Here is a 22,905-nt window from a genome sequence, read left to right as displayed (position 1 = left end):
CGCCCGGCGGCACGGGCGCCGGCGGGGTGATCCCGACAGCCTGCCCGGGCAGCGCCGTGAAGAAGGCGTTGGCCAATCGGGCAAGTTCGCGAGGATCGATAGGCGCTTCAGGCGCGCCGGGCACCCCGCCGCCCAGGGCGGCGAAACTTGGAGAGGAATCGACAATAGGCATCGTGCGGCCTACTTGTAGGTGTCAGGATAGTCGTGATATTTGCCGATCTCGACGTCATCCAGCACCGCCAGCGCATCATCCGCCAATATCGCCAGCGAGCAATACAACGAGATCAGATACGACGCGATGGCGTGATTGTTGATGCCCATGAAGCGCACCGACAGGCCGGGGCTTTGCTCGCCGGGCAAGCCAGGCTGGTACAGGCCGACCACGCCCTGCCGCTTGTCGCCCACGCGCAGCAGCAGGATCTTGGTCTTGCCGTCGGCCACCGGCACCTTGTTGGACGGAATCAGCGGGATGCCGCGCCAGGTAATGAACTGGGAACCGAACAGGCTGACGGTAGGCGGCGGCGTGCCGCGCCGGGTGGCTTCGCGGCCGAAGGCGGCAATCGCCAGCGGATGCGTCAAGAAAAAGGCAGGTTCCTTCCAGACTTTGGTCAGCAGTTCGTCCAGGTCGTCGGGCGTGGGCGCGCCGGTCAGCGGGAAAATGCGCTGCTCGTCCGTCACCTGGGACAACAAGCCATAGTCGGGGTTGTTGATCAGTTCGCTTTCCTGGTTCTCCTTGATGGTTTCGATCGTCAGACGCAACTGTTCCTTGATCTGGTCGTGCGGGCTGCTGTACAGATCGGAAATACGCGTGTGCACGTCCAGCACAGTGCTGACCGCATTCAGGAAATACTCGCGCGGGTGCTCTTCATAATCCACGAAGGTGCGCGGCAACTGGTTCTCGTCTTCGCGCGCGGTGCACGTGACTTTGATGTTTTCGGGATTCTTGACCTTGTTCAGGCGGTAGATGCCGGCTTCGACCGGCACCCATTGCAGCAAATGCGTCAGCCAACGCGGGCTGATGGTGGCAAGTTGGGGTACGGTCTTGGTCGCATTGGCCAACTGCCTTGCGCCGTTGTCGCCCAATGCGACGGTCCCGCCTACGGTGGCACTCATTGAAATCTCCGAAGTAAACAAACAAGCAAAACGACTCAGACAAGCAAAATGAAAGGGCCGAAGCCCTCATGAGGTACTGCCCAGTGTTGAATCAGGCGGCCCGCTCCTGCTCCGGGCCCGGAAGGCTGCGCGGGCGCTGCGTACTGCGCGGCCCCGCCTGCGTGACCGTGGCGCCCGGGGCCACGTCGTCCGTAATCCAGACGTTGCCGCCGATGACGGCGCCCTGCCCCAAGGTGACGCGGCCCAGGATCGTCGCGCCGGCGTAGATCACCACGTCGTCTTCCACGATCGGATGGCGCGCCACCCCTTTTTCCAGGTTGCCGTCGGCATCGGTCACAAAGCGCTTGGCGCCCAGCGTCACGGCTTGATAGATGCGCACGCCCCGCCCGATGCGGGCCGTTTCGCCGATGACGACGCCGGTGCCATGGTCGATGAAGCAGCCAGGGCCGATCTGCGCGCCGGGATGAATGTCGATACCCGTCTCGCCATGGGCAATTTCTGCCGCGATACGCGCCAGCAATGGCAGGTCCAGCAAGTACAACTGGTGCGCCAGCCGGTGATGGATCAGCGCGTGGATGCCGGGATAGCAAAGCAGCACCTCGTCGACGCTGCGCGCCGCGGGGTCGCCTTGATAGGCGGCAAGCACGTCGCTGTCCAGCAGCCGGCGCACATCCGGCAGCGCGGCCGCAAAGCGGCGCACGATCGACGCCGCGTGATCGTCCACCGCAGGATGGTCGGGCGCGTGGCGCCGCAATTCCAGCCGCGCTTGCTCCAACAGGCTGCGCAGGGCTGCGTCCAGCGTATAACCCACGTAGAAGTTCTCGCTCTCGTGGCGCATGTCCACGGGCCCCAGGCGCATGGGGAAAAGCGCGCGCTTGAGTTTGTCGAAGATGTCGGCCAGCGCTTCGCGCGAGGGGAATTCGCGTTCGCCCGGCTCGCGTGTGCGCTGCTGAGAGGTCCGCCAATCGGCACGGATGCCTTCCAGCGCACGGACGATGCCGTCCAGATCGAAGACGGCCATATCAGTCCTGGATCCAGGGCAGCCCGCGATACCGCCAGCCGTCGTTCAAGCCGCGATGCTGATTGGCGTCGAGCTCACCCTCGAAGCCCTCGAACACGTTGAAGACCGAGGAGAATCCGGCCTTGGCCGCGGCTTCGGCGGCCAGGGCAGATCGCTTGCCGCTGCGGCACAGCAGCAGCACGACGGCCGCTTTACCGCCGGCGCTGGCCACCTTTGCTTCAAGTTCCCGCACGAAGCGAGGGTTGCGCGTCAGGCTCGTGCCGGTGGCCCATGGCACATGGACCGTGCCCGGAATGTGGCCCACGAACGTACGTTCTTCCGCCGAGCGCACGTCCACCAGCACGGCATCGCCGTTCTGCGCCAGCGTCCAGGCCTCAATCGGCGTCACGCCGCCCGCATAGGGAAGATGGCGGTCCCGCGCTTCGGCGCGCGCCCGTTCCAGCGCGGCCGGCAGGACCCGTTCGGATATCGGGGCTTCGGTGGTGTCGTAGCTCATGGCGCAAGGGCCTCCTGGCGAGTCGTCGCGCCAGGCGCGACAGAACCCACAATCTAGGCCCTAAGCCGGGAAATCCAAATGAATTAAAAGTCGGAAATTAAGAACCGCCAGTTGTGTAGCGGTGCATTGCCCGACAAGCGGCGCGCCGACGGCATCGGTCGGCGGCCATGGCAGCGACCTGAACGCCGGGGCTATTGCCGGGTCAGGCGGTACACGGAAGCAGGCGGCAGATTGAGCGGCACGAAACGCTCTCTGCGCGCCGACAGCCCACACGCGTCCAGCACGGTGCGGGAAATCGGGCAGCGCACGCCATAGGTGAAAAAGTGCATGGCGCCGCCTGGCCGCATGGCCTCGAACACGGCGGTCAGAAGCTGGTGATGGTGCACCCCGCTCATGTTGCGCAATGGCAGTCCGCAAATCGTCGCATCGATGCCGTCCAGTTCGGGGTGTAGGTGCCGCGACAGGTCTTGCGCCGACACCTGCAACACGGCGGCTTCCGGGAACTGCGTGCGCAGGCTTGAGCTCATGCCCGAATCCTGCTCAACCAGGACCAGCCGCGAGGGATGTACGCCTTTGCGCAGCAGCTCGCGGGTGAACACGCCGGTGCCGCAACCCAGTTCCAGGACTTTTCCTGCCATGGGCGGCACCGCTGCGGTGATCGCCGCCGCCAGCGCCGCCCCGGAAGGCGACACGGCGCCGATGGCTGCGGGGTTGGACAACAGCGCCTTGACGAATTGCTTGCGCTCTTGCAGCCAGGTCATCCGCCACTGGGACGGATGCTTGTGCCGCGCGGCGGTCTTGTATGACGACGAGGAATGCATGGGTGCCTTTGTCTCCGGTTCCAGGACCCCCATGCATGATTGCTGCGCTGCACAGGAGAACTACAAAGACATTACCTGCCCCAGACCGCCCGCACCGGCAACCGGACGTAAGCACGTTTATCAATTGGCGGCGACAGGACGGCGCGGCCGCCACAGCGGGCGGCCGTCGCTGTCAGCTTGCGTTGCAAGTCCCCGTGGCGGATCAGTCGATCGCCGCGCCTGCGGTCTTCACCACCTTGCCCAGCCGCGTGTACTCTTCGGCGCCGAAGTCCGCCAGCGATTGGCGGGTCGTGGGCGACGGAACCGCGCCGCGGGACTCCAGGGCCTTGCGCACTTCAGGACGCTGCAGCGCCTGGTTCACCGCGGCGTTCAGCTTGTCCAGGACAGCAACCGGGGTGCCCTTGGGCGCGTACAGCCCATCCCAGGCGAAGAACTCGTAGCCCTTGACGCCCGCCTCGCTGATCGTGGGGATGTCCGGGTTGGAACCCACCCGTTCAGGCGTGGTCACGCCCAGCGCCCGCAGCTTGCCCGCGGCGATCTGGCCCGACACATTGGGCATCACATCGATCAGGAACGAAATGCGTCCGCCCAGCAGGTCCGTCATGGCTGCGCCGCCGCCCTTGTACGGAATGTGCATGACACGGATGCCGGCCATCTGGTTCAAAAGTTCACAGGCCAGGTGCGACGAGGTACCGTTGCCGGCCGACCCACAGGTCAGTTCGCCAGGATGCGATTTGGCGTAGTCGAGCAGCTGCGCCAGCGTCTTGAAACGGTCGTCGGTGCCGTTGACAACCAGCGCCGCGGCGATGACGGTAAAGCGCGAGATCGGCTCGAAGTCGCTGGGGGCATAGCCGGGCGACTTGTAGAGCCAATGGTTGATGGCCTGCGTGCCGTTGGTGCCATAGGACAGCGTATAGCCGTCCGGCTTGGCCCGCGCGGCGATGGACGCGCCGATATTGCCGCCCGCGCCCGGCCGGTTTTCCACGATGATGGATTGGCCCAGTTCGCGCGACAGCGGTTCGGCCACCAGGCGGGCCAGCGTGTCGCCGCCGCCTCCTGCGGCAAAGGGCACGACCAGCGTGATGGCGTGCGCGGGCCAGTCGGCCTGCTGCGCCAGCGCGGCGCCTGATGTCAGCGACACACAGGCGGCAGCCGCCATATGAATGAGAGTCTTTGAAGGGTTCACTGTTGTCTCCTGGGGGATGCGTTAACGCGCGCCCGCGGCGTTGTAGGTATGTCGGGCGCGTGGTTGGATTGGGAAAGGGGTCAGGCGTCTCCTGGCGGTTGCGTTACACGAAGCGGCAGCTCACCGAGCCCAGCGGCCCGTAATCCACATGGAAGGTGTCGCCTGCCTGGGCAAAGACGGGCCGCGTGAACGATCCGCTCAGGATGATCTGGCCGGCTTCCAGCGTGACGTCATGCTCGGCCAGTTTGTTGGCCAACCACACCACTCCGTTGGCCGGATGGTTCAACACGCCCGCCGCCAATCCGGTTTCCTCGATGACCGCGTTGCGCGACATCATGGCGCCCACCCAGCGCAAGTCCAAGTCGCCCACGCGCACGGGCCGGCCTCCCATCACCACACCGGCGTTCGCCGCGTTGTCGGCAATGGTGTCGAACACCTTGCGCGGCCGTTTGGTCTCGGGATCGATCTGGTGCGACCGCGCGTCGATGATCTCCAGTGCGGGAATCACGTAGCGCACGGCGTCCAGCACGTCGAACAAGGTCACGCCTGGCCCTTGCAGGCGCCGGTCCAGGATGAAGGCCAGTTCAACCTCGACGCGCGGCACGATGAAGCGGTCGCGGGGGATCTCTGCGCCGTCGGCGAACAGCATGTCGTCCAGCAACGCGCCGTAATCGGGTTCGTCGATCTGCGAGGACAGCTGCATCGCACGCGAGGTCAGCCCGATCTTATGACCGACCAGCCGGCGGCCGGCCGCGATCTTCTGCGCGACCCATTCGCGCTGGATCGCATAGGCATCGGCAATGGTGATGTCCGGATGGTCTAGCGACAGCGCACGCACCTGGGTTCGCGTCTGTTCCGCTTCGTCCAGACGGCGCGCCAGCGCCTTGATGGTGGGGGTATCCATGTTGTCTCCTTGGCTTTCTTTGCTTATCCCGCGTCGGGCTCGGGCTTTTATTCGGGTTTGAGTTCAGGCGGCAGATGACGTCGGCTACGCTTGTCAGCCAGACGCCAACCGGCGCCGGAGTCCACCAACGCGTCCTGGCAATCCCGGATGGCGACGAGCCTGGGCGCCCCGCCCTGCTCGTGCGGCACGCTTTCGTAAGCGGTCAGGAAATACGCGACGGTCGCATGCGTGCCTTCCAGCGCGGTCAGGCGCAGGTTGGTGATGACGTGGCAAGTGGTGCGTTCCGGCGCTCGGGCGTTCAACGCGGCCAGGACTTCCTGCGGGCCGCACAGCCGCTTGCCCTGCCGCAGCCATACGCCGTCTTGCGCCATCAGCGCGGCTGCGTCCTCGTGGCGGCGGGTGTCCAACGCATGGAAGAAGTCCAGCACGACCGCTACGCAAGCGGCCTGGATTTGCAGGGTGTGGGTGGAATGTTCCAAAGGGGTTCTCATCCGATCTGGGCGCTGGCCAGCGGCACGTCTGGCCGCTGCAACAACGCCGGGTCCAGGACCGCGCCTTGCGCGATCCACTTGCGCAGCTGGCGGAGATCCCGCGCTGCGTCCACCGCCACCGCCGCCACGAGGCGGCCGCCGTTATCCAGCGCCATCGACAGCAGCGCCCGGCCATCGGCCTGCGGCCGCAATACCTCGCAAGCCGCCAGCGCCGGGAAGCCGACGATCTGCACCATGGCGTCGTATTGCTCCGACCAGACGGCGCCGGTCGGTACATAGGGCGCCGTCTCGCCCAGCGCCGACAACGCGGCCGCCGTGCCCTGGTCTTGCGCGTTCTGCCAGGATTCCAGGCGGATCCGGCCGCCGGCCGCGGCGTGCGCGGAGACCGCTACGTCGCCCGCAGCGTAGACGTCCTCTGCCGAGGTGCGGCAATATTCATTCACCAGCACGCCGCGCTCGCAGGCGATGCCCGCCTCGCGCGCCAACGCATCATTGGGCTGCAAGCCCACTCCAAGCACCACCGCGTCCGCGGCAATGCGGGTGCCGTCGGCCAGTTCGGCAACGGGTTTGCCGTCCGCCTGCGCCTGCACGGCGCGCAGCCCGGCATTGACCCGGATATCCACGCCGTGCGCGGCGTGCAGCGCGGCCAAATGGGCGGACACGCCCGGCTGCACGCTGCGGGCGCACAGCCGCGGCGCCTGTTCCAGCACCGTGACCGTGCTGCCCGTCTGCCGCGCGGTGGCCGCGACTTCCAGCCCGATCCATCCCCCGCCGACGATGACCAGGTGCTTACCGGGCCCCAAACTCGCGCGCAGGCGCAGGGCATCGTCCCGCGTACGCAGCACATGCACGCCGGCGCTGTCGACACCGGGCAGCGCCGGCACTAGCGGCTTGCCGCCCATGCAGAGGATCAGCTTGTCGTAACCCAGCGCACCGCCATCGGAGGTGTCCACCCGACGTTCCCGCAACCGCAGGCGCGTTGCCGACACGCCTGGCTGGAATTCGATGTCCAGCTGCGCCAACCGCTGCGCCGAGAACAGCTCCGTGCTTTCGGGCGGCGCTTGCCCGCCCAGCACGGCCTTGCTCAAGGGCGGACGTTCATAGGGCGCATGCGGCTCGTCGCCCAGCAGCACGACCCGGCCGGCGTAGCCGCGGTCGCGCAGCGTGGCGGCGGCCCAGCCACCCGCCTGCCCCGCACCCACGATGACAATGGCGCCCGTGTTCACGCGGCCTCCGCCTTCAGGTAGATCGTGTTCGCCTCGACCCGCACCTCGTAGCGGCGCAAGTCCGTCGTGACGGGCGGGCATTGCGGCTTGCCGGTGCGGATGTCGAAGACGCCCTGATGCAGCGGGCATTCGATGGTGCCGTCTTCCACATAACCGTCCGCCAGACTGGCGTTGCCATGCGGGCAGCGGTCCTGCGTGGCGCAGATCTCTCCCTGCAAGTCATACAGGCAGACGCCCTCCCCATCGTGCACCACGCGCAGGGTGCCGGTATCGGGCGAGATGTCGCCGACCTGGGCGACGGGTTTCCAGGTTTCCATGCTTACAGCCCCATTGCCTTGCGGTAGTAGTCGTAGAACGACCGGATCAGCACTTCGGTCACCATGTAATCGGCGGGCTCGGTGTCGCGCCCGCCCATTTCGACGATGCCCCGCGCCTCGGGATACCCCGTCACGCCGATCTGCACCTGGTTCAGCATTTCGCTGTCGTCCATGGACACGAATCCGGCCGGACCCAGCAGGTTGGCGTGCTTTAAGCGCAGCCGGGTCATTTCCTCGTCGTCGTCCTCGTACCCGTAATAGGTGAACACCAGTTCGTGCTCGGTCGGGCTGCGCGGAATCACGTGGCGCGTCTTCAGGGAATTGGCCTGGATGCCAAACTGCGCGGCCGGGAACACCCAGGCGCCGCCCACGCGGCCCCGGTTGAATTCAGCGCGCGGCGTCACGGTCTCCAGGTCGAGCAGTTCCAGGTCATCGCGGAAGCGGCTCATTTCGGTCGTGGCCGCCGTCTTCTTCTTGCCTTCGTTGTGCGACACCATGACGCTGTGCGCGCCGCCGCCCGTGGGGATGCACTCCGACTTGGAGTCGGCCCGCCACAGGCCGAAGGTGATGTAGAAGGTATGCAGCAAGGTGGCGTGGTACGGGTCCTTCAGGTTTTCCAGGTACATCTTCCAATTGCTGGGGATCAACTGGCGGCTGTAGCCCAGCAGCTTGAGCGGCTTGCCCGGCAGCATGTGGTCGATCTCGGCCAGCACTTCCGGCCCGCAATAGTCCTCGAAGCTGGGCGCCTCGTCAGAGAACGTGGCCCAGATGGAGCCGCCCCGGTTCACGCTGCGCAGCTTGCGGATGCCGTTCTGCTTGGGGTCGAAGTCCTTCGGCATACCGCCTTTGCCCATGGCGCCGCGACGGAACGGCACACCTTGCAGGTTGCCGTTCAAGTCGTAGTTCCATTGGTGGTACGGGCACGTGAAGTCCGTCACACGGCCGGTGTTGTGCCAGCAGATCTGCGCACCGCGATGGGCGCAGCGGTTCTCCAGCACGGTCACTTCGCCGGTTTCGGTGCGGACCATGATGACCGGCCGGTTGCCGATCCAGTTGCGCTTGTAGCAACCGACCTCCGGCACTTCGCATTCCAGGCCGACGTAATTCCAGGTCTGCCCGGCAAAGAAGATGTCCATTTCCTTCTGGAAAATGGCGGGGTCCGTATAGACCCAGTTGGGGATGCGCGTATAGCCCTCTTTGGGCCAGCGGCGCTCGATATGGATGGGAGCCTCGGCAGGCGCGTCCAGCACAGCGGAGTCGGAACAGGTCATGGCAGGTTTCCTTGCAGCGGATTCAGAGAGGCACGATCAGCGACGTGCGCACGCGGTAGTTGTCGTAGACGCAGTCGCGGCGGGTGAACGCCAGGCCGTCCGGCCCGTCGCGAAGCACGTCCAGGTACCGGCCCACCATGTTCAAGGTGGGCTCGCGGTCGGACAGCGACTCCATCACCGCGAAGTTGGCCTGCGCCACGATGTGGTCGCCCTGCACTTCCATCACGCGCACGCCGCTCACGAAGTGGCGCAGCGAGCGCGGCTCGAACATGGTGGTCTCGCGCAGCGCCGTGACGCGGTCGCGCAGCATGTTCTTGTTCATGCAGTAGATCAGGCCCAGCGGCAGGCCGGCGTCGTGGTTTTCACGGGACAGCACGCGGTAGTGGCAGTCTTCGGTGAAGAAGTCGGGCCATGCTTCAAGCCGGTTTTCGTCCAGGCAAAAGGCGTAGTCGTCATAGAAGTCCCGCAGGCGGGCACGCAACGTCGACACGTCGGAATAGTCGGTCAAGGTCATGGAAGGATCCGGGAATCGGTTCATGGGAAGCGCGTCCGCTTACGAGGCCGCAGCCAACTGCGCGCGGTTGCTTTCAAAGCCGCTCTGGCTGCCCAGCGCCAGGATGGGTTCCTGCATGCGCTCCTGCCAGATCAGCGACTCCATCGCGATTTGCAGGGGGTGGTCCTGCACGGTCAGCGCCGACGTGGTCTCGGTGCCCGAATGGTGCGAGTGCATTGCCCAGCCCGGTGCGGACAGGATCAGGTCGCCGGCCTTCCAGTCCAGGCGCGTGCCGCTGACCTTGCTGTAGCCGTTACCGCGCAGGTAGTAGTTGATGGCAGACGAGCTGTGCCGGTGCGGCACGTGGTGGTTGTCCGGCGGCGACGAGGAAATCGTTGCAAAGAAACTATGCGTGGTGCCGATGCGGCGTTCGGTGGCCGGGTTGTACAGCACGAAGAGCCGGCGGCCGTTATAGCCGCGCGCCATGTCTTCGACGGTAGGCAGGTAGCGCGACACGTCCGCCCACGGCCAGTGCAACGCCTTGGACTCCAGCACGTCGATATCGATCAGCCACTCGTAGCCCATCAGCCAGGCGCCATCAGGCGTGATCTGTTCGCGCAAAGCCAGGTCACGAGACCGCGGGCCGTCCGCGGCGCGAGCCGGCACAGGCTTCGTGTTGGCATCCGCCGGCGGGACATCGCCCTCGAATTCCTCGACGTAATGGATCTCCAGCTTTTCCAGCAAGGGCGCGTTCGAGTACGACAGCCGCACCCAGGGCGTCTTGCCCTCGTTGCGGTAGGAATGCACCTGCATGGCCGGCGTATTCCAGACGTCCCAGTGGCCGACGCGGATATCGCGGCCCGCCACGGTGGCCACGCCCTCGCCGCTGATACAGATCTCCAGCATGTTGGAGTTCTTGCGCAGATTGAACGTGCGTTCGCCGGGGTTCACCACGTTGATGGTCACGTCCGTGCCGGGGGCCAGGCCCAGGCCGGGCGCGGTCGCCTCGGGATGCACGATCAGCGAGGCGCGGCGGCCGTTGTCCGGCCGGGACGCATCGATCAGCCGGGCGATTTCCAGATCGATGTCCTCTTTCGGGATCACGATCGACGGCCATTTGTTCTGTTCGCGAGGGCTGGCCCCGCTGACGTCGACGAACATGCTTGTCTCCTGTTGCCGCCGGCGCTGGGGCCGGCGGTCTCGTTGAGTGGATTCGGTTCAGGGCTGCGCAAGCAGCAGGTTTTCCCGGGTTTGGGCAGGCAGCGCCACGCCCAGGCCGTGGTCGCGGGCGTGCTCGTACACCACGCGCGCCATCGCCAGGTCGGACAGGCCCATGCCCATGCCCTTGAAGATCGTCAGGCGGGCGCCCTCCGGCCGCGCCTGCCCTGAGGCAAGCAGGTCGCTCAGTACAGATACGCCTTGCCACGGCGTCCCGTCTGCGCCGTAGCGTTCGCGCAGTTCGCGCGAGCCCCGGCGGGCGTTCTCCAGGTCGTCCACCACCACTTGGTCCGCGCGGTCGAACACATCCTGGGCAAATTCCGCCTTGGCCGGCAGGATCGCCCCCACCGCATTCAAGTGCCGGCAGTCGGCCAGCATGGCGGCGTCAACAAAGGGTTCGACGGCGCGGGTGATCAAGGTGACGATCTGGGCGCCGGCCAGCGCGTGTTCCAGGCTGGCCGATTCCTCCACGTCGAACGCGTACTTGCCCGCCACGCTGGCCACAAAGGCGCGGCGCTTCTCGGGCGTGGGGCTATAGACCCGCACGCGCCGCAGCTTGCGCACCGCAGCCAGCGCCGCCAGTTGCGTAACGGCCTGCGGGCCGGTGCCGATCAGCGCGGCCTGGGTCGCGTCTTCCGGCGCCAGCGCCCGGGTGGCGACACCGCTGATCGCCGCCGTGCGCAGCATGCCCAGCGCCCGCGCTTCGATAATGGCGCGCAGAAAACCGGTGCCCGCATCGAACAGGCTGAACAACGATCCGCCCCCCGACTTGGTGTGGACCCAGGTCTTGAAACCCGCATATCCGCCCCCGTCGGTCTGCACCGATCCCAATGCATGCATTGAGCTGCCGTCGCCCCAGGTGGCCAGCGCCTTGGGCAAATTGCGCGCCTGGTCCTTGCCTTGCGCGACCAGCATGGCGTGCAGCGCATCAATGGCCCGGTGGATGTCCAGCACCGAGACCACGTCCCGCTCCGTCAGATACCGCAGCGCATCAGTCATGCGCGTCTCCTTGTTCCGGGGCGGGTTCGTCCGCCACCGTGTTGACCAGGGTCCCGATGCCGGGAATTTCCACTTCCAGCGTGTCGCCCACAGCCAGAAAACGCGGCGGCTTGCGGCTGGACCCCACGCCTTCAGGCGTCCCGGTGGCGATGACGTCGCCCGGTGACAGCGGCGTAAAGGCGCTGATGTAGGCAATCAGTTCGGGAATCGGAAAGATCAGGTCGGACACGTCGCCCTGTTGCATGACCGTGCCGTTCAGGCGGGTAATGACTTGCAGGCGCGCCGGGTCGCCGACCTCGTCCGCGGTAACCAGCCACGGCCCGATCGCCCCGCTGCGCTCGAAGTTCTTGCCCGGCGTGACCTGGGCGTTGTGTTTCTGAAAATCGCGCACGGAGTTCTCGGCCATGCAGGTGTAGCCCGCCACATGCGACAGGGCGTCGCGCGCGGCGATGTGGCGCCCTGCCCGGCCGATGACGACCGCCAGTTCGCCCTCGTAGTCGAACTTGTCGGAAAGGCGGGGCTTCCACACCGGCGCTTCATGCCCAACGAAGCTGTCTGCGAACCGGGCGAACATCGATGGATGGGCGGGGAGTTCGCGGCCGGCCTCGGCCACATGACGGCCGTAGTTCAGGCCGACACACAGGATCTTGCGCGGCGCGGGCACCGGCGGCAGCAGCCGCAGCCCGGCCAAGGTCCTACAGAGCATGCCGACCGTCTGCGCCGCCTCGGCGATCTGTTCCGGGCCCGCCTCAAGCGCAGCGGTCACGTCGGGCCAGACCTGCGTCAGGACCACGACGTCGGCGCCGCGCACCACGCCCCAGGCGTTGCGGCCTGCTTGATCGAAGCTGACAAGCTTCATGTTGTCTCCTGTGCCTGCGGTGCTTTCGCATGCATTGGTGGATTTCTTTGCATGCAATCGTGAGCCAATACCCACTTCGACCGCTGTTTTTCTGGATTATTGCATGCAATTTTGATGAATCGCAAGATGCGAACCGATTTTTTGTGGCCTATTGCATGCAATTTTGTAGGTACACTGGAGGCCCTAACCGCCCCTTATTCCGCCGACGCTTCGCTATGGCCGCTCAGATCGACAAAGTTATTTCCGAACTCCGGGACATGGTGCTTTCCGGCGCCCTGCAGCCGGGCGAACGGATCGTGGAGTTGCAGTTCTCTGCCCGCCTGGGCGTCTCGCGCACGCCGTTGCGCATCGCCTTGACCGAACTTGAGAAGGAAGGCCTGCTGGAGCGCTTGCCGTCCCGGGGCTTCCGGGTGCGCTCATTCACCGTCGATGAGATCGGCGACGCCGTGGACGTGCGCGGGGTGCTCGAGGGCATGGCCGCGCGCCTGTTGGCCGAGCGCGGCGCCTCGAAGGAAGTGCTGGAGCAACTGTCGCAAGCGGTCGAGGAAGGCCGCAACCTGCTGGCGCCCGCCCGCCGTGATCCCAACACGACGGTGGATGCCCGGGCCTGGGGCCAGATCAACCGCCGTTTCCACGAGATCCTGTGCGAAGCCGCCGGCAATCGCGCCTTGTTGTCGGCGCTGGAGCACAACAACAAGACGCCGCTGGCCGGCCCGGCCGCGCTGACGCTGCCGTCCACCCCGTCGTTGCTGGAGACGCCCTTTGTCCTGCGCGCGCAGGCAGACCACGAAGATCTGCTGCGCGCCATCACCCGGCGCGAAGCCGTGCGGGCCGAGAACCTGATGCGTGAACACGCCTACCGCAGCCGCGAAAACAAGCGTGTTCTGCTGGACTCGTTGCGGGGCGCGTTGTCGGCCCAACCGCTATTGGCCGATCACAGCGCGTAAACCGCTGTCTGCGAACGACGCCGCGTCGTCATGGGCGCGAACCGCCCATCGTTGAATCAGTCGTCCTGAATATAGAACACTCATGGCAAAATTCCGCTACTAGCGGATATGTTGTTCTTTTTATATCGTTAATGGCAGTCCAGTTCCCGACATGACAGGCGACGAATGCCTGCCACTGCCGGGCAGTTGCCCGCTATCGATTCCCCAGGAGACTATCCATGAGCACCCCCGCAAACTTCAACGGCGCCCGCCCGGTCATCGACCCCGACAACGCCGCGATGCTGTTGATCGACCACCAGAGCGGACTGTTTCAGACCATCGGCGACATGCCTTTCACGACTGTGCGTTCGCATGCTGGCGCCTTGGCGAAGATGGCCACGCTGACCAAGATGCCCGTTATCACGACGGCGTCCGTGCCGCAAGGTCCCAACGGCCCGCTGATCCCGGAAATCCACAAGAACGCCCCGCACGCCAAGTACGTGGCCCGCCGCGGCGAAATCAACGCGTGGGACAACCCCGAATTCGTGGCGGCGGTGAAGGCCACCGGCCGCAAGCAGTTGATCATCGCCGGCACCATTACCAGCGTATGCATGGCCTTCCCGAGCATTGCCGCGGTGAACGAAGGCTTTCAGGTGTTCGCCGTAATCGACGCGTCGGGCACGTACTCGAAGATGGCGCAAGAGATCACGCTGGCCCGCGTCGTCCAGGCCGGCGTGGTGCCGATGGATACCGCCGCCGTCGCGTCTGAACTGCAACGCACGTGGCACCGCGACGATGCCGCGCAATGGGCCGAACTCTACGGTGCGATCTTCCCGTCCTATCAGCTGCTGGCCGAAAGCTATGCGAAGGCCCAGGAAGTCGAGAAGAACCAGGAACTGCTGGACTCCCAGCGGACCTGATCCCAACGCCCGCGCCGGGGCCGCGCCACTGCGCCGGCCCGGCGTCGAGGGTTAACGATTGCTTGCGGGGCGAGGCATAAAAAAATAATAATGGGAATCATTATTGCGATTGATTCCGAGTTCACGCTCCGCTGTCCCGGGGCGGCGTTTCCCTTGCCCCCATGTCAGCGCCCTCCCCGATCCGTCCAGGTAAACGGACCGCGACCGCATTGTCGGTGCGCGAGTTCGTCGACGACCTGCTCAGTCACTACCGAGACTTGTATCGGCACCTGAGCTACCAATTGCGCAATCCCGACGACGCTGCCGACATTGCCCAGACCAGTTTTGAACGGGCTTACGCCAGCGGCCTAACCGACACCGGTAAAGACGGCCTGGCCGTGGAATCGCCGCGCGGGCTGCTCTTTCGTATCGCCCATAACCTGTGCATCGACGAAGCGCGGCGCCGCAAGGTCGCCCACACCTGGCTGACCGAGCACGCGCCGCTCGAAGCCGAACAGACCGCACCCTCATCCGAGCAGATCGTGTCGCAACGACAGATGGTCGAGCGCGTGGCCGAGGTGCTGGCGTCCTTGCCTGCGCGACGGATGCAGGTGTTCCTGCTGTATCGCGCCTATGGACATACCCGTGCCGAAATCGCGCAACAGCTGGGAATCACGGAAGCGGCAGTCGCCAAGCACCTGGTGCGCGGCACGCTCGATTGCGCTCGCGTCCTGCGCAACCTGCATCTGGATACCGGCCCGGCCGCCGCGCGCGACCTTCCTCAACCCCGGTACGATCCGGTCACGGACGACGGCAACTGACCATCATGCAGCAAGCACCTGACGAGGCACTCGTCGAACAGGCACTCAGCCTGCTCGCCACTTCGGAAGTCGCCACAGAACGCGCCGCACGCCAGGCCGCCTCGCGGTTGGCCGCGTGGCGCATGCGCACGCCTCTGCATGAGATAGCCTACCTGGAAGCAGCCCGGCGCTGGACGCTGCTGGGGGAGATCGCGCCAGAGATGCGCGACCGCTTCGAACAGGACAGTCCCGTTGCCGCCGATCGCAAGATGTCTCGCCGCGCGCTGCTGGGATGGGGTGCGGCAGGCGCCTGTACCGCCTTGCTTGGCACGGGATGGTACTGGCGCCAACCGTTGTACCGGGAATCTTATGAAACCGGTTCCGGCCAGTTGGCCCAGGCGCAGTTGCCCGACCGTGGCGACGATGCGGGCTTGGGTACACGGATAGACCTCAGCGCCCAGACCCGGCTCGCGGTCAGCCTGTACCGGCACGAACGCGTGGTGGAACTGAGTCACGGCGAAGCGTTGTTTACGGTAACGCCCGATGCCAGCCGCCCGTTTCGCGTCCGCACGCGGGGCGGCGAAGTCGAAGTCGTGGGTACCGTCTTCACGGTCAGCGACCGCGGCGGCGCGATCTCGCTGGCCGTCGAAGAAGGCCATGTGCGCTTCCACCCCGCGCCGCGCGACGCCCGTTGGTATACGTTGAGCCGCGGCGGCGCCCCATTGGATCTGCGCGCCAACACCTCCATCAGTTGGCGTGACGGAGACGTCGAGCCCGTCCGGCGCATCGACCCGGAAAGCGTGGCTGCATGGCGCAATGGCTGGCTGTGGTTCGACAATCAGCGCCTGGACGAGGCGCTGCCTGCCATCAATGCCTTCCGAACCCGCCCCTTGACGACGGCCAGCCCGGCGGTCAACGCCCTGCGCCTGACCGGCCGATTCCGGAGCGCCGACGCCAACAGCGCCTCGGCCCTGCTCGAGGCCATCCTGCCGCTACGCGCCGAAACGCGCGCCAACGGCGACGTCGTCTTGCGGCTGCGCTGAAAATTTTTCGCCCCGGGGTGTATCCGTTTTAGCGCCTGATCCGTCTTCTGTATCGATAGGCCGCCCATGGGGGCGACGATTTTCTCGATAGACGGAGTTCAAATGCACCAATCCGGTATTCGCCGGTCTGCGTTGGCCCTGGCGCTAGCGGGCGCGCTCGGCCTGCCGCTGGCCGGCACGCCCTCACGCGCCCAGGCCCAAGCCCAATCCGAACGGCTCTACAGCATCAACCTGCCCGCGCAGCCCCTGAACACCGCGCTGACGGCGCTATCGCGTCAGACCAATACTCCCATCATGGCGGGCGGCTCCCGGGTGACCGCGCACAGCGCGCCGGCTCTCTCCGGACGCATGACGGTCGAGGAGGCGTTGTCGCGGCTGCTGGCGGGGTCTGGACTCTCCAGCGCGGCCACGCCGGGTGGAGGCTTCGCGGTGACCGCCCCAGACCAGGGCGCTGCCGTCACCACGCTGGCGCCAGTGGTGGTGACGGGCCGTTCGCAGCTGTCCGAACCCTATGCCGGCGGCCAGGTCGCCCGCGGCGGCCGAGTGGGTTTGCTAGGCGAACGCGACGTCATGGATACGCCGTTCAACATGGCCAGCTACACCTCGGAACTGATCCAGAACCAGCAGGCGAATTCCATTGCCGACGTCCTGGCCAATGACGCCTCAGTGCGCACGGTCAATGACGGCCAGGGCTCGGTGGCCGGCACGGGCGATGAATTCCAGATCCGCGGCTTCCCGGTGCGCAACCAGGACGTGTCCTTCAACGGGTTGTACGGCATGCTGCCACTGCGCACGATCGCGATGGACGGCGTGGAGCGGGTCGAGGTGCTGAAAGGGCCCACCGCCCTCTTGAACGGCATGAGTCCCCGAGGCAGTGTCGGCGGGGGCATCAACGTCGTGCCCAAGCGCGCCGGCGACGAACCCTTGACCCGCCTGACCGCGACCTACCAATCCGATTCCCGTTTCGGCGGCATGGTCGACATCGGTCGGCGCTTTGGCGAAAACAACGAATTCGGCATCCGTTTCAACGGCTCTTACCGCGACGGCGACACGGCGGTACAGAACCAGTCCAACCAGATGGGCACGGCGGTTGTCGGGCTGGACTACCGCAGCGACAAGCTGCGCGTTTCGCTGGATGCCGGCCACCAGACGAACAACATCGACGCGCCCGGGGATTCGGGCGTGCTGATCTTTGGCGACAACCTGCCCGTGCCTCGGGCGCCTGATGCATCCAAGGGCTATTCGCCCGACTGGGGCTATTCCAAATCGCGCGACAACTACGGCGTGCTGCGCGCCGAGTACGACATCACGCCGCAACTGACCGTGTTCGGGGGCGTCGGTTACCGGCGCAGCAACAACCGCTACCTGTACGCGGACCCCATCGTTGTCGGCTCCGAGGGCGAATTGCTGATGCGCCCGTACTACTGGCCCAGCTGGGAGCAGAACGTCTCCAGCGTGTGGGGCGCCCGGGGCAATTTCAGTACGGGCTCGGTCAAGCATGAGGTCAGCCTGAGCTATTCGACCTTCGAACAGCGCGCCGGCTACTACGACTACTACATCTTCGGCCTGTCGCCGTCTAATCTGTACGACCCGGCCGACATTCCCAAGCCCTCCACCGATGGCCTGTCGAGTTCGCCGCCGCGCACCTCGCTACTGAAACTGCCGACGATCGCCCTGGCCGATACGCTTTCTTTTGCCGATGACCGCGTGCAATTGACGGCCGGCGTGCGCTACCAGACGGTGAAGTCCACCAACTACAGCTACACCACGGGCCAGGAGACTTCCAACTACGACAAGTCGGCCGTGACGCCGGCGTTCGGGCTGGTGGTCAAGCCGTGGAGCGACGTTTCCTTCTACGCCAACTACATCGAGGGCCTGACGACCGGCCCCATCGCTCCGGCCGGCACTTCCAACGCCGGGGAGATCTTCGCGCCCATCAAGACCAAGCAGATAGAGACCGGTGTCAAGGTCGATTTCGGCTCCGTCACGACCACCCTTGGCCTGTTCCAGATCAAGCAGCCGTCCGGACTGACGACCGTCAGCGGCGGGGTGACCCGCTATGACATGAGCGGCGAGCAACGCAACCGCGGCGTCGAACTGAACGCCTTCGGCGAGCTTGCCCGGGGCGTGCGCCTCCTGGGCGGCATCACCTATATCCAGCCCACCATGACGCGCACCGCCAATCCGGATACCGAAGGCAACAGCGCCGTCGGCGTGCCGCGCTGGATGGCCAACGTCGGCATGGAATGGGACCCGTCGTTCGCGCCGGGCCTGACCTTGAGCGCGCGCGCGCTGTCGACCAGCTGGCAATACCAGAATCTGGAGAACACCCGCCGCATTCCGGGCTGGACGCGCTGGGACGTGGGCATGCGCTATGCCACGCGCGCCTTCGACCATCCCGTCACGCTGCGCGCGACGGTGAACAACGTCTTTGGGAAGGATTACTGGTCGTCGGCCTCCGAGGGGTATTTGCGCCTGGGTTCGCCGCGGTCCGTGATGCTGTCGGCGTCGATCGACTTCTAGGGTGGTGCGGCGCGTGCGGAAGGCGCTGGGCGGTTGACGCCCAGCGGCCCCATCAGTCGATCCGCCCGATCTCGGCGCCTGCCGTCACCGCCTTGCCTGCGGCAGCCTGATGCGTGAGCACGCCGTCGCGATGCGCCAGCACTTGCATTTCCATCTTCATGGCTTCCATCGTGGCGATCAGTTCGCCTTGCTTGACGGTGGCGCCGTCTTCGGCGTTCCATGACTGGATGGTGCCCGCAATCGGCGCGGCCACGCTTTGCGCGCTGGCTTGCGCCGGGGCGGCCGTTGCCTCGCCGCCTGCTGCCGCGCCGGCGGATTGCAAGCCGCGCAGCAGTTCGGCGGGCAGGCCCAGCGACACGCGCCGGCCATCGATTTCCACCGCAGTACGGTGCAGGCTCACCGCGCCCAGCGGGGCCGGACGCACGGCGGCTTCCAGATCCGTGGCGAAGTCGGTCTCTATCCAGCGCGTGTGCACCTTGAAGCCTTGGCCGTCGCCGATGAAATCGGCATGGTCCAGCACGGCGCGGTGGAACGGCAGCACCGAGGCCACGCCTTCAATGCGGAATTCGGCCAGCGCACGGCGCGCGCGCGCGATCGCCTGTTCGCGCGTGGCGCCGGTGACGATCAGCTTGGCCAGCAGCGAATCGAAGATGCCTGGAATGGTGGAACCGGATTGCACGCCGCTGTCCACGCGCACGCCCGGGCCGGACGGCGCGGCGAAGGTCGTGATGAGGCCCGGCGACGGCAGGAAGCCGCGGCCCACGTCTTCGGCGTTGATGCGGAATTCGATGGCATGGCCGCGCGGCGCGGGCGCGGTGTCGATGGCCAGCGGCAGGCCGTCGGCGATGCGCAGTTGCTCGACCACCAGGTCCAGGCCGCAGGTTTCTTCGGTGACGGGGTGCTCCACCTGCAGACGGGTATTCACTTCCAGGAACGAGATGGAACCCGATGCGCTCAACAGGAATTCCACCGTACCGGCGCCAACGTAGCCGGCGTGCGCGCAAATGTCGCGCGCCGACGCGTGGATGCGCTGGCGCTGCTCGTCGCTGAGGAACGGCGCGGGCGCCTCTTCCACCAGCTTCTGGTTGCGGCGCTGTAGTGAGCAATCGCGCGTGCCCAGCACCACCACCTTGCCATGCTTGTCGGCCAGCACCTGCGCTTCGACGTGGCGCGGGTGGTCCAGGAACTGCTCCACATAGCATTCGCCGCGGCCAAACGCCGTGACGGCTTCGCGCACGGCGGACTCGTACAGGTCGGCCACGTCTTCCATGCGCCAGACCACCTTCAGGCCACGCCCGCCGCCGCCGAACGCCGCCTTGATGGCAATCGGCAAGCCGTGTTCGTGCGCAAAGGCCAGCACCTCTTCGGCGCCGCCGACCGGACCGGGCGTGCCCGCCACCAGCGGCGCGCCCACTTCCAGGGCGATCTTGCGGGCCTGCACCTTGTCGCCCAGCCGTTCGATGGTTTCCGGCGACGGGCCGATCCAGGTGAGGCCGGCGTCGATCACGGCGCGCGCGAAGCCGGCGCTTTCGGACAGGAATCCGTAGCCGGGATGCACGGCGTCGGCGCCGCTGCGGCGCGCCACCGCCAGCAGCTTGTCGATATTGAGGTAGGTGTCGGCCGGGCGGTCGCCCTCCAAGCCGAACGCCTCGTCGGCCATGCGCGCGTGCAGCGCGTCGAAATCGGCGTCGGCGTAGACCGCGACGGACTTCACGCCGTAATCGGCGCAAGCGCGGATGATGCGCACCGCGATTTCGCCACGGTTGGCGATGAGGACTTTCTTCATGGCTGGCATATTCAGGTTATTGCGTTGTGACTTGCGCGGCGGGAACGTCAACCGGGACAAAGTCGGAAACGGGGTTGAAGCGCACGCGCGCGCCGATGGGAATCTGCGCCGCGCGGTCCAGGTGCCAGGGCGCCACGGAGCCGATTACCGGGTAGCCGCCCGTCAGCGGGTGGTCGGCCAGGAACAGCACCGGCTGGCCACTGGCAGGCACCTGGATCGACCCCTTGCGCGTACCCTCGCTGGGCAGTTCGGCATGGTTGGCGCGCTGCAGCGGCCGGTCGCCGTTCAAGCGGATACCGACACGATTGGACTGCGGGGTGACGGTCCAGGACTGGCTGGCAAGCAGCGCCACGGCCTCAGCATCGCACCAATCGGTGCGCGGCCCCAGCACGACGTCCAGCACGACCTCGACGTCCTGCATGGGCAGGTCCGCAGCGGGCAGTTCCGGCGCGCCGACGATGGCCCCCTGCCCGGCCGGCAGGATGCCGATGTGGTCTCCGGCGGCAAGCGCATCGGGGCCGACGCGCGCGAGCGTATCGGTCGAACGGCTGCCCAGCACGGGTTCCACAGCGAAGCCGCCGCGCGCGGCCAGGTAGTAACGAATGCCCGCGCCCGGCTGCCCCAGCGTGAGTGTGTCGCCGTCGTTCAAGGCAAGAGCCTCGTGGCCGGGAACGGTCCAGCTGGCACCCTTGGCATCACGCAGGGTCAGCTCGCCTCGCGCGCCTGTCACGGCCACCACGCAGGCGCCATGCGCGCGGACCTGGAAGCCGCCGTACACGATTTCGATACAGGCCTGGCCGGGCGAGTTGCCGACCAGCCGGTTGGCGGCGCGCAGCGCGCCCCGATCCATTGCGCCCGACGCAGCCACGCCCTGGCGAGCCTGCCCGGGGCGGCCCAGGTCTTGGAAAAGCGCTTGCAGGCCGGGCGCCACCACTTCCAGCGAAGGCGTGGCGGTGCCAGCCCGGCGGGAGGTGGAGGGATCTGCGCCGGTGGCGGGCGTCGAAGCCGCGCGAGCGGCAGGCGCGGGACCGGCGTCGATGAAGCGGACGCGATAGCCCGGCTGGAGCAACGCGGGCGTGTCGCGAGACAGGTCCCACATGGGGGTCGTCGTCACGCCAAGGATCTGCCATCCACCGGGGCTGGCTTGCGGATAAACGCCGCTGAACGTGCCGGCCAGCGCCACGGCGCCCGCCGGGATGCGCGTTCGCGGCGTCTTGCGCCGGGGCACGTCCAGGCTGGGGTCGCCGCCGCTCAGATACGCAAAGCCCGGCGCAAAGCCGGTGAACGCCACGCTATAGGTGCTGGCCGTGTGGCGGCGCACCACTTCTTCGGGGGGGATGCCGAGCAGGGTTGCGACTTCGCCCAGGTCTTCGCCGTTGTAATGGACGGGAATTTCAATCAGCGTGCCGTCGCGCGCAACACGGCCCGATGTGTCGCGGCCGCCGATATCGGCGATCAGCGCCTCGCGCGTCACGCGGTCCGGGCGGAACACCACCAACACGGTGCGCGCAGCCGGCACCAGCTCGGCGACGCCGTCGATCGGCCGGGCCTGCAGCGCATCAAACAGCGCCAGGGTCTGCTCAAGATCGTCCAGTTCAACGAGCAGGGCATCGGTATTCACGGGCAGAAAGCGCACGTGTTCTCCTAGGCGGGAAATTCCCGGGGGTTCAACGTCTATGGGGCAAGATGGCGTTACGCGGCGACGCCTGCAAACGAGCGAATGGTAACGCCAGACTGCTCCAGGCGGCGACGCACTTCGCGCGCCATGTCCACCGCGCCCGGGCTGTCGCCGTGCACGCAGATGGAATCCGCCTGCACCCGGGTGAGCGAGCCGTCGATGGCTTCGACCACGCCTTCCTCGACCAGGCGCACCATGCGCTGCGCGACCGCTTCAGCGTCATGCAGCACGGCGCCCTTCTCGCGGCGGGAAACCAATGCGCCTTGCGGGGTATAGGCCCGGTCGGCGAAGGCCTCGGACACCACGCGCAGGCCGCGCTCTCGCGCCAGCGTGAGCAGGGGCGAACCGGCCAGGCACACCAGCGCCAGTGCCGGGTCGATTTCAAGGATGGCGGTGATGACGTCGTTGCCTTGGCGCGCGTCATGCGCGATGGTGTTGTACAGCGCGCCGTGCGGCTTGACGTAGCTGACCTGCGTGCCCGCGGCCGCCGCCAGGCCCTTGAGCGCGCCGATCTGATAGATGACGTCCGCCACCAGATCGGCGCTGGCCACGTCCATGTTGCGGCGGCCGAAACCTGTCAGGTCCGGGTAGGACACGTGCGCGCCCACCGCGACGCCGTTGGCTGCAGCGCCTTTCAGCGTGGCCAAAATACCGGCGGGGTCGCCCGCATGGAAACCGCAAGCCACGTTCGCGCTGGAGACCAGCGCCAGCATTGCGGTGTCGTCGCCCATGGTCCAGGCGCCCAGGCTTTCACCCAGGTCGCTGTTCAGATCAATCGTGGTCATTGCTTGTTCGCCATTTACCGTCAGGTCGAAGTGTAGAACGTCTGTTACAG

Annotated in this window: 22 protein-coding genes; 5 read left to right on the top strand and 17 right to left on the bottom strand. The window is 66.4% G+C overall.

Going from position 1 to position 22,905, the window contains the following annotated elements:
* Positions 1-180: 180 nt before the first annotated feature.
* The 14 genes from AC27VE_RS22385 to AC27VE_RS22320 all read right to left on the bottom strand — a co-directional run bounded on the left by AC27VE_RS22385 (position 181) and on the right by AC27VE_RS22320 (position 12,415).
* A complete protein-coding gene (locus AC27VE_RS22385) occupies positions 181-1,113 on the bottom strand; it encodes a family 2A encapsulin nanocompartment shell protein (RefSeq protein WP_088587488.1) in 933 nt (310 codons plus the stop codon).
* A gap of 91 nt (positions 1,114-1,204) precedes the next feature.
* Positions 1,205-2,134 carry a serine O-acetyltransferase EpsC gene (epsC, locus tag AC27VE_RS22380; RefSeq protein WP_488705005.1) on the bottom strand — a complete coding sequence of 310 codons (930 nt, stop codon included), beginning with the start codon at positions 2,132-2,134 and terminating at the stop codon, positions 1,205-1,207.
* 1 nt (position 2,135) lies between these two features.
* Entirely contained in the window at positions 2,136-2,630 is a 495-nt protein-coding gene (locus AC27VE_RS22375; protein ID WP_088587490.1) for a rhodanese-like domain-containing protein, read from the bottom strand.
* 191 nt (positions 2,631-2,821) lie between these two features.
* Positions 2,822-3,451, bottom strand: a complete 630-nt coding sequence (locus tag AC27VE_RS22370; protein WP_427961094.1) for a class I SAM-dependent methyltransferase — start codon at positions 3,449-3,451, stop codon at positions 2,822-2,824.
* A gap of 202 nt (positions 3,452-3,653) precedes the next feature.
* Complete coding sequence (locus tag AC27VE_RS22365) at positions 3,654-4,637, bottom strand: Bug family tripartite tricarboxylate transporter substrate binding protein (protein ID WP_488705004.1); 984 nt, start codon at positions 4,635-4,637, stop codon at positions 3,654-3,656.
* Positions 4,638-4,740: 103 nt separating this feature from the next.
* Positions 4,741-5,541, bottom strand: coding sequence for a 2-oxo-hept-4-ene-1,7-dioate hydratase (gene hpaH / locus AC27VE_RS22360; RefSeq protein WP_488705003.1), 801 nt, complete (start codon positions 5,539-5,541; stop codon positions 4,741-4,743).
* Between the two features lie 47 nt (positions 5,542-5,588).
* The gene (locus tag AC27VE_RS22355) at positions 5,589-6,020 is read right to left on the bottom strand and encodes a nuclear transport factor 2 family protein (protein WP_488705002.1); all 432 of its coding nucleotides are present in this window, start codon (positions 6,018-6,020) and stop codon (positions 5,589-5,591) included.
* A gap of 8 nt (positions 6,021-6,028) precedes the next feature.
* On the bottom strand, positions 6,029-7,258 hold the full coding sequence (locus tag AC27VE_RS22350; RefSeq protein ID WP_488705001.1) for an NAD(P)/FAD-dependent oxidoreductase: 1,230 nt from the start codon (positions 7,256-7,258) through the stop codon (positions 6,029-6,031).
* Positions 7,255-7,575, bottom strand: a complete 321-nt coding sequence (locus AC27VE_RS22345) for a non-heme iron oxygenase ferredoxin subunit (RefSeq protein WP_006225819.1) — start codon at positions 7,573-7,575, stop codon at positions 7,255-7,257. The genes AC27VE_RS22350 and AC27VE_RS22345 overlap by 4 nt, the downstream gene beginning before the upstream one ends.
* A 2-nt stretch (positions 7,576-7,577) precedes the next feature.
* Positions 7,578-8,846: an aromatic ring-hydroxylating dioxygenase subunit alpha gene (locus tag AC27VE_RS22340; protein WP_006225820.1), complete on the bottom strand. Its 1,269-nt coding sequence runs from the start codon at positions 8,844-8,846 to the stop codon at positions 7,578-7,580.
* Between the two features lie 22 nt (positions 8,847-8,868).
* On the bottom strand, positions 8,869-9,360 hold the full coding sequence (locus AC27VE_RS22335) for an aromatic-ring-hydroxylating dioxygenase subunit beta (RefSeq protein WP_488705000.1): 492 nt from the start codon (positions 9,358-9,360) through the stop codon (positions 8,869-8,871).
* A 39-nt stretch (positions 9,361-9,399) separates the two neighbouring features.
* Positions 9,400-10,500 (bottom strand): cupin domain-containing protein, encoded by a 1,101-nt coding sequence (locus AC27VE_RS22330; RefSeq protein ID WP_488704999.1) that lies wholly within the window; start codon positions 10,498-10,500, stop codon positions 9,400-9,402.
* 57 nt (positions 10,501-10,557) lie between these two features.
* Positions 10,558-11,556: an ornithine cyclodeaminase family protein gene (locus AC27VE_RS22325; protein ID WP_488704998.1), complete on the bottom strand. Its 999-nt coding sequence runs from the start codon at positions 11,554-11,556 to the stop codon at positions 10,558-10,560.
* Positions 11,549-12,415 carry a fumarylacetoacetate hydrolase family protein gene (locus AC27VE_RS22320; protein WP_488704997.1) on the bottom strand — a complete coding sequence of 289 codons (867 nt, stop codon included), beginning with the start codon at positions 12,413-12,415 and terminating at the stop codon, positions 11,549-11,551. The genes AC27VE_RS22325 and AC27VE_RS22320 overlap by 8 nt, the downstream gene beginning before the upstream one ends.
* A 215-nt stretch (positions 12,416-12,630) precedes the next feature.
* On the opposite strand from AC27VE_RS22320, the gene AC27VE_RS22315 reads away from it, so the two are divergent.
* From AC27VE_RS22315 to AC27VE_RS22295, 5 genes are all read left to right on the top strand, one after another.
* The gene (locus tag AC27VE_RS22315; protein ID WP_006225825.1) at positions 12,631-13,362 is read left to right on the top strand and encodes a GntR family transcriptional regulator; all 732 of its coding nucleotides are present in this window, start codon (positions 12,631-12,633) and stop codon (positions 13,360-13,362) included.
* A gap of 218 nt (positions 13,363-13,580) precedes the next feature.
* Positions 13,581-14,261: a hydrolase gene (locus AC27VE_RS22310; protein ID WP_424625613.1), complete on the top strand. Its 681-nt coding sequence runs from the start codon at positions 13,581-13,583 to the stop codon at positions 14,259-14,261.
* 161 nt (positions 14,262-14,422) lie between these two features.
* The gene (locus AC27VE_RS22305) at positions 14,423-15,061 is read left to right on the top strand and encodes an RNA polymerase sigma factor (RefSeq protein ID WP_488704996.1); all 639 of its coding nucleotides are present in this window, start codon (positions 14,423-14,425) and stop codon (positions 15,059-15,061) included.
* A gap of 5 nt (positions 15,062-15,066) precedes the next feature.
* Positions 15,067-16,083, top strand: coding sequence for a FecR family protein (locus tag AC27VE_RS22300; RefSeq protein ID WP_488704995.1), 1,017 nt, complete (start codon positions 15,067-15,069; stop codon positions 16,081-16,083).
* Positions 16,084-16,185: 102 nt separating this feature from the next.
* Positions 16,186-18,606, top strand: coding sequence for a TonB-dependent siderophore receptor (locus AC27VE_RS22295; protein ID WP_488704994.1), 2,421 nt, complete (start codon positions 16,186-16,188; stop codon positions 18,604-18,606).
* Positions 18,607-18,658: 52 nt separating this feature from the next.
* On the opposite strand, the gene AC27VE_RS22290 is transcribed toward AC27VE_RS22295, so the two are convergent.
* From AC27VE_RS22290 to AC27VE_RS22280, 3 genes are read right to left on the bottom strand one after another with little or no spacing between them, the layout of a single operon-like run.
* The gene (locus tag AC27VE_RS22290; protein WP_488704993.1) at positions 18,659-20,392 is read right to left on the bottom strand and encodes an acetyl/propionyl/methylcrotonyl-CoA carboxylase subunit alpha; all 1,734 of its coding nucleotides are present in this window, start codon (positions 20,390-20,392) and stop codon (positions 18,659-18,661) included.
* Positions 20,393-20,408: 16 nt separating this feature from the next.
* Positions 20,409-22,028 (bottom strand): 5-oxoprolinase subunit B/C family protein, encoded by a 1,620-nt coding sequence (locus AC27VE_RS22285; protein ID WP_488704992.1) that lies wholly within the window; start codon positions 22,026-22,028, stop codon positions 20,409-20,411.
* A gap of 56 nt (positions 22,029-22,084) precedes the next feature.
* Positions 22,085-22,855 (bottom strand): LamB/YcsF family protein, encoded by a 771-nt coding sequence (locus AC27VE_RS22280; RefSeq protein ID WP_488704991.1) that lies wholly within the window; start codon positions 22,853-22,855, stop codon positions 22,085-22,087.
* Between the last annotated feature and the right edge of the window lie 50 nt (positions 22,856-22,905).

Source organism: Achromobacter sp. 18P8.1.1 (assembly GCF_057799415.1).
Note: the sequence above shows the minus strand (reverse complement) of the source record. Positions and strands in the feature narration are given on the sequence as shown.

Bases quoted from the DNA above. Each gene is read 5' to 3' on its own strand.
- AC27VE_RS22315 (WP_006225825.1), top strand. From the start codon at position 12,631: ATGGCCGCTCAGATCGACAAAGTTATTTCCGAACTCCGGGACATGGTG.
- AC27VE_RS22310 (WP_424625613.1), top strand. From the start codon at position 13,581: ATGAGCACCCCCGCAAACTTCAACGGCGCCCGCCCGGTCATCGACCCC.
- AC27VE_RS22300 (WP_488704995.1), top strand. From the start codon at position 15,067: ATGCAGCAAGCACCTGACGAGGCACTCGTCGAACAGGCACTCAGCCTG.
- AC27VE_RS22340 (WP_006225820.1), bottom strand. From the start codon at position 8,846: ATGACCTGTTCCGACTCCGCTGTGCTGGACGCGCCTGCCGAGGCTCCC.
- AC27VE_RS22320 (WP_488704997.1), bottom strand. From the start codon at position 12,415: ATGAAGCTTGTCAGCTTCGATCAAGCAGGCCGCAACGCCTGGGGCGTG.
- AC27VE_RS22295 (WP_488704994.1), top strand. From the start codon at position 16,186: ATGCACCAATCCGGTATTCGCCGGTCTGCGTTGGCCCTGGCGCTAGCG.
- AC27VE_RS22345 (WP_006225819.1), bottom strand. From the start codon at position 7,575: ATGGAAACCTGGAAACCCGTCGCCCAGGTCGGCGACATCTCGCCCGAT.
- AC27VE_RS22335 (WP_488705000.1), bottom strand. From the start codon at position 9,360: ATGACCTTGACCGACTATTCCGACGTGTCGACGTTGCGTGCCCGCCTG.
- AC27VE_RS22330 (WP_488704999.1), bottom strand. From the start codon at position 10,500: ATGTTCGTCGACGTCAGCGGGGCCAGCCCTCGCGAACAGAACAAATGG.
- AC27VE_RS22325 (WP_488704998.1), bottom strand. From the start codon at position 11,556: ATGACTGATGCGCTGCGGTATCTGACGGAGCGGGACGTGGTCTCGGTG.
- hpaH (WP_488705003.1), bottom strand. From the start codon at position 5,541: ATGGATACCCCCACCATCAAGGCGCTGGCGCGCCGTCTGGACGAAGCG.
- AC27VE_RS22370 (WP_427961094.1), bottom strand. From the start codon at position 3,451: ATGCATTCCTCGTCGTCATACAAGACCGCCGCGCGGCACAAGCATCCG.
- AC27VE_RS22305 (WP_488704996.1), top strand. From the start codon at position 14,423: ATGTCAGCGCCCTCCCCGATCCGTCCAGGTAAACGGACCGCGACCGCA.
- AC27VE_RS22375 (WP_088587490.1), bottom strand. From the start codon at position 2,630: ATGAGCTACGACACCACCGAAGCCCCGATATCCGAACGGGTCCTGCCG.
- AC27VE_RS22290 (WP_488704993.1), bottom strand. From the start codon at position 20,392: ATGAAGAAAGTCCTCATCGCCAACCGTGGCGAAATCGCGGTGCGCATC.
- AC27VE_RS22280 (WP_488704991.1), bottom strand. From the start codon at position 22,855: ATGACCACGATTGATCTGAACAGCGACCTGGGTGAAAGCCTGGGCGCC.
- AC27VE_RS22385 (WP_088587488.1), bottom strand. From the start codon at position 1,113: ATGAGTGCCACCGTAGGCGGGACCGTCGCATTGGGCGACAACGGCGCA.
- epsC (WP_488705005.1), bottom strand. From the start codon at position 2,134: ATGGCCGTCTTCGATCTGGACGGCATCGTCCGTGCGCTGGAAGGCATC.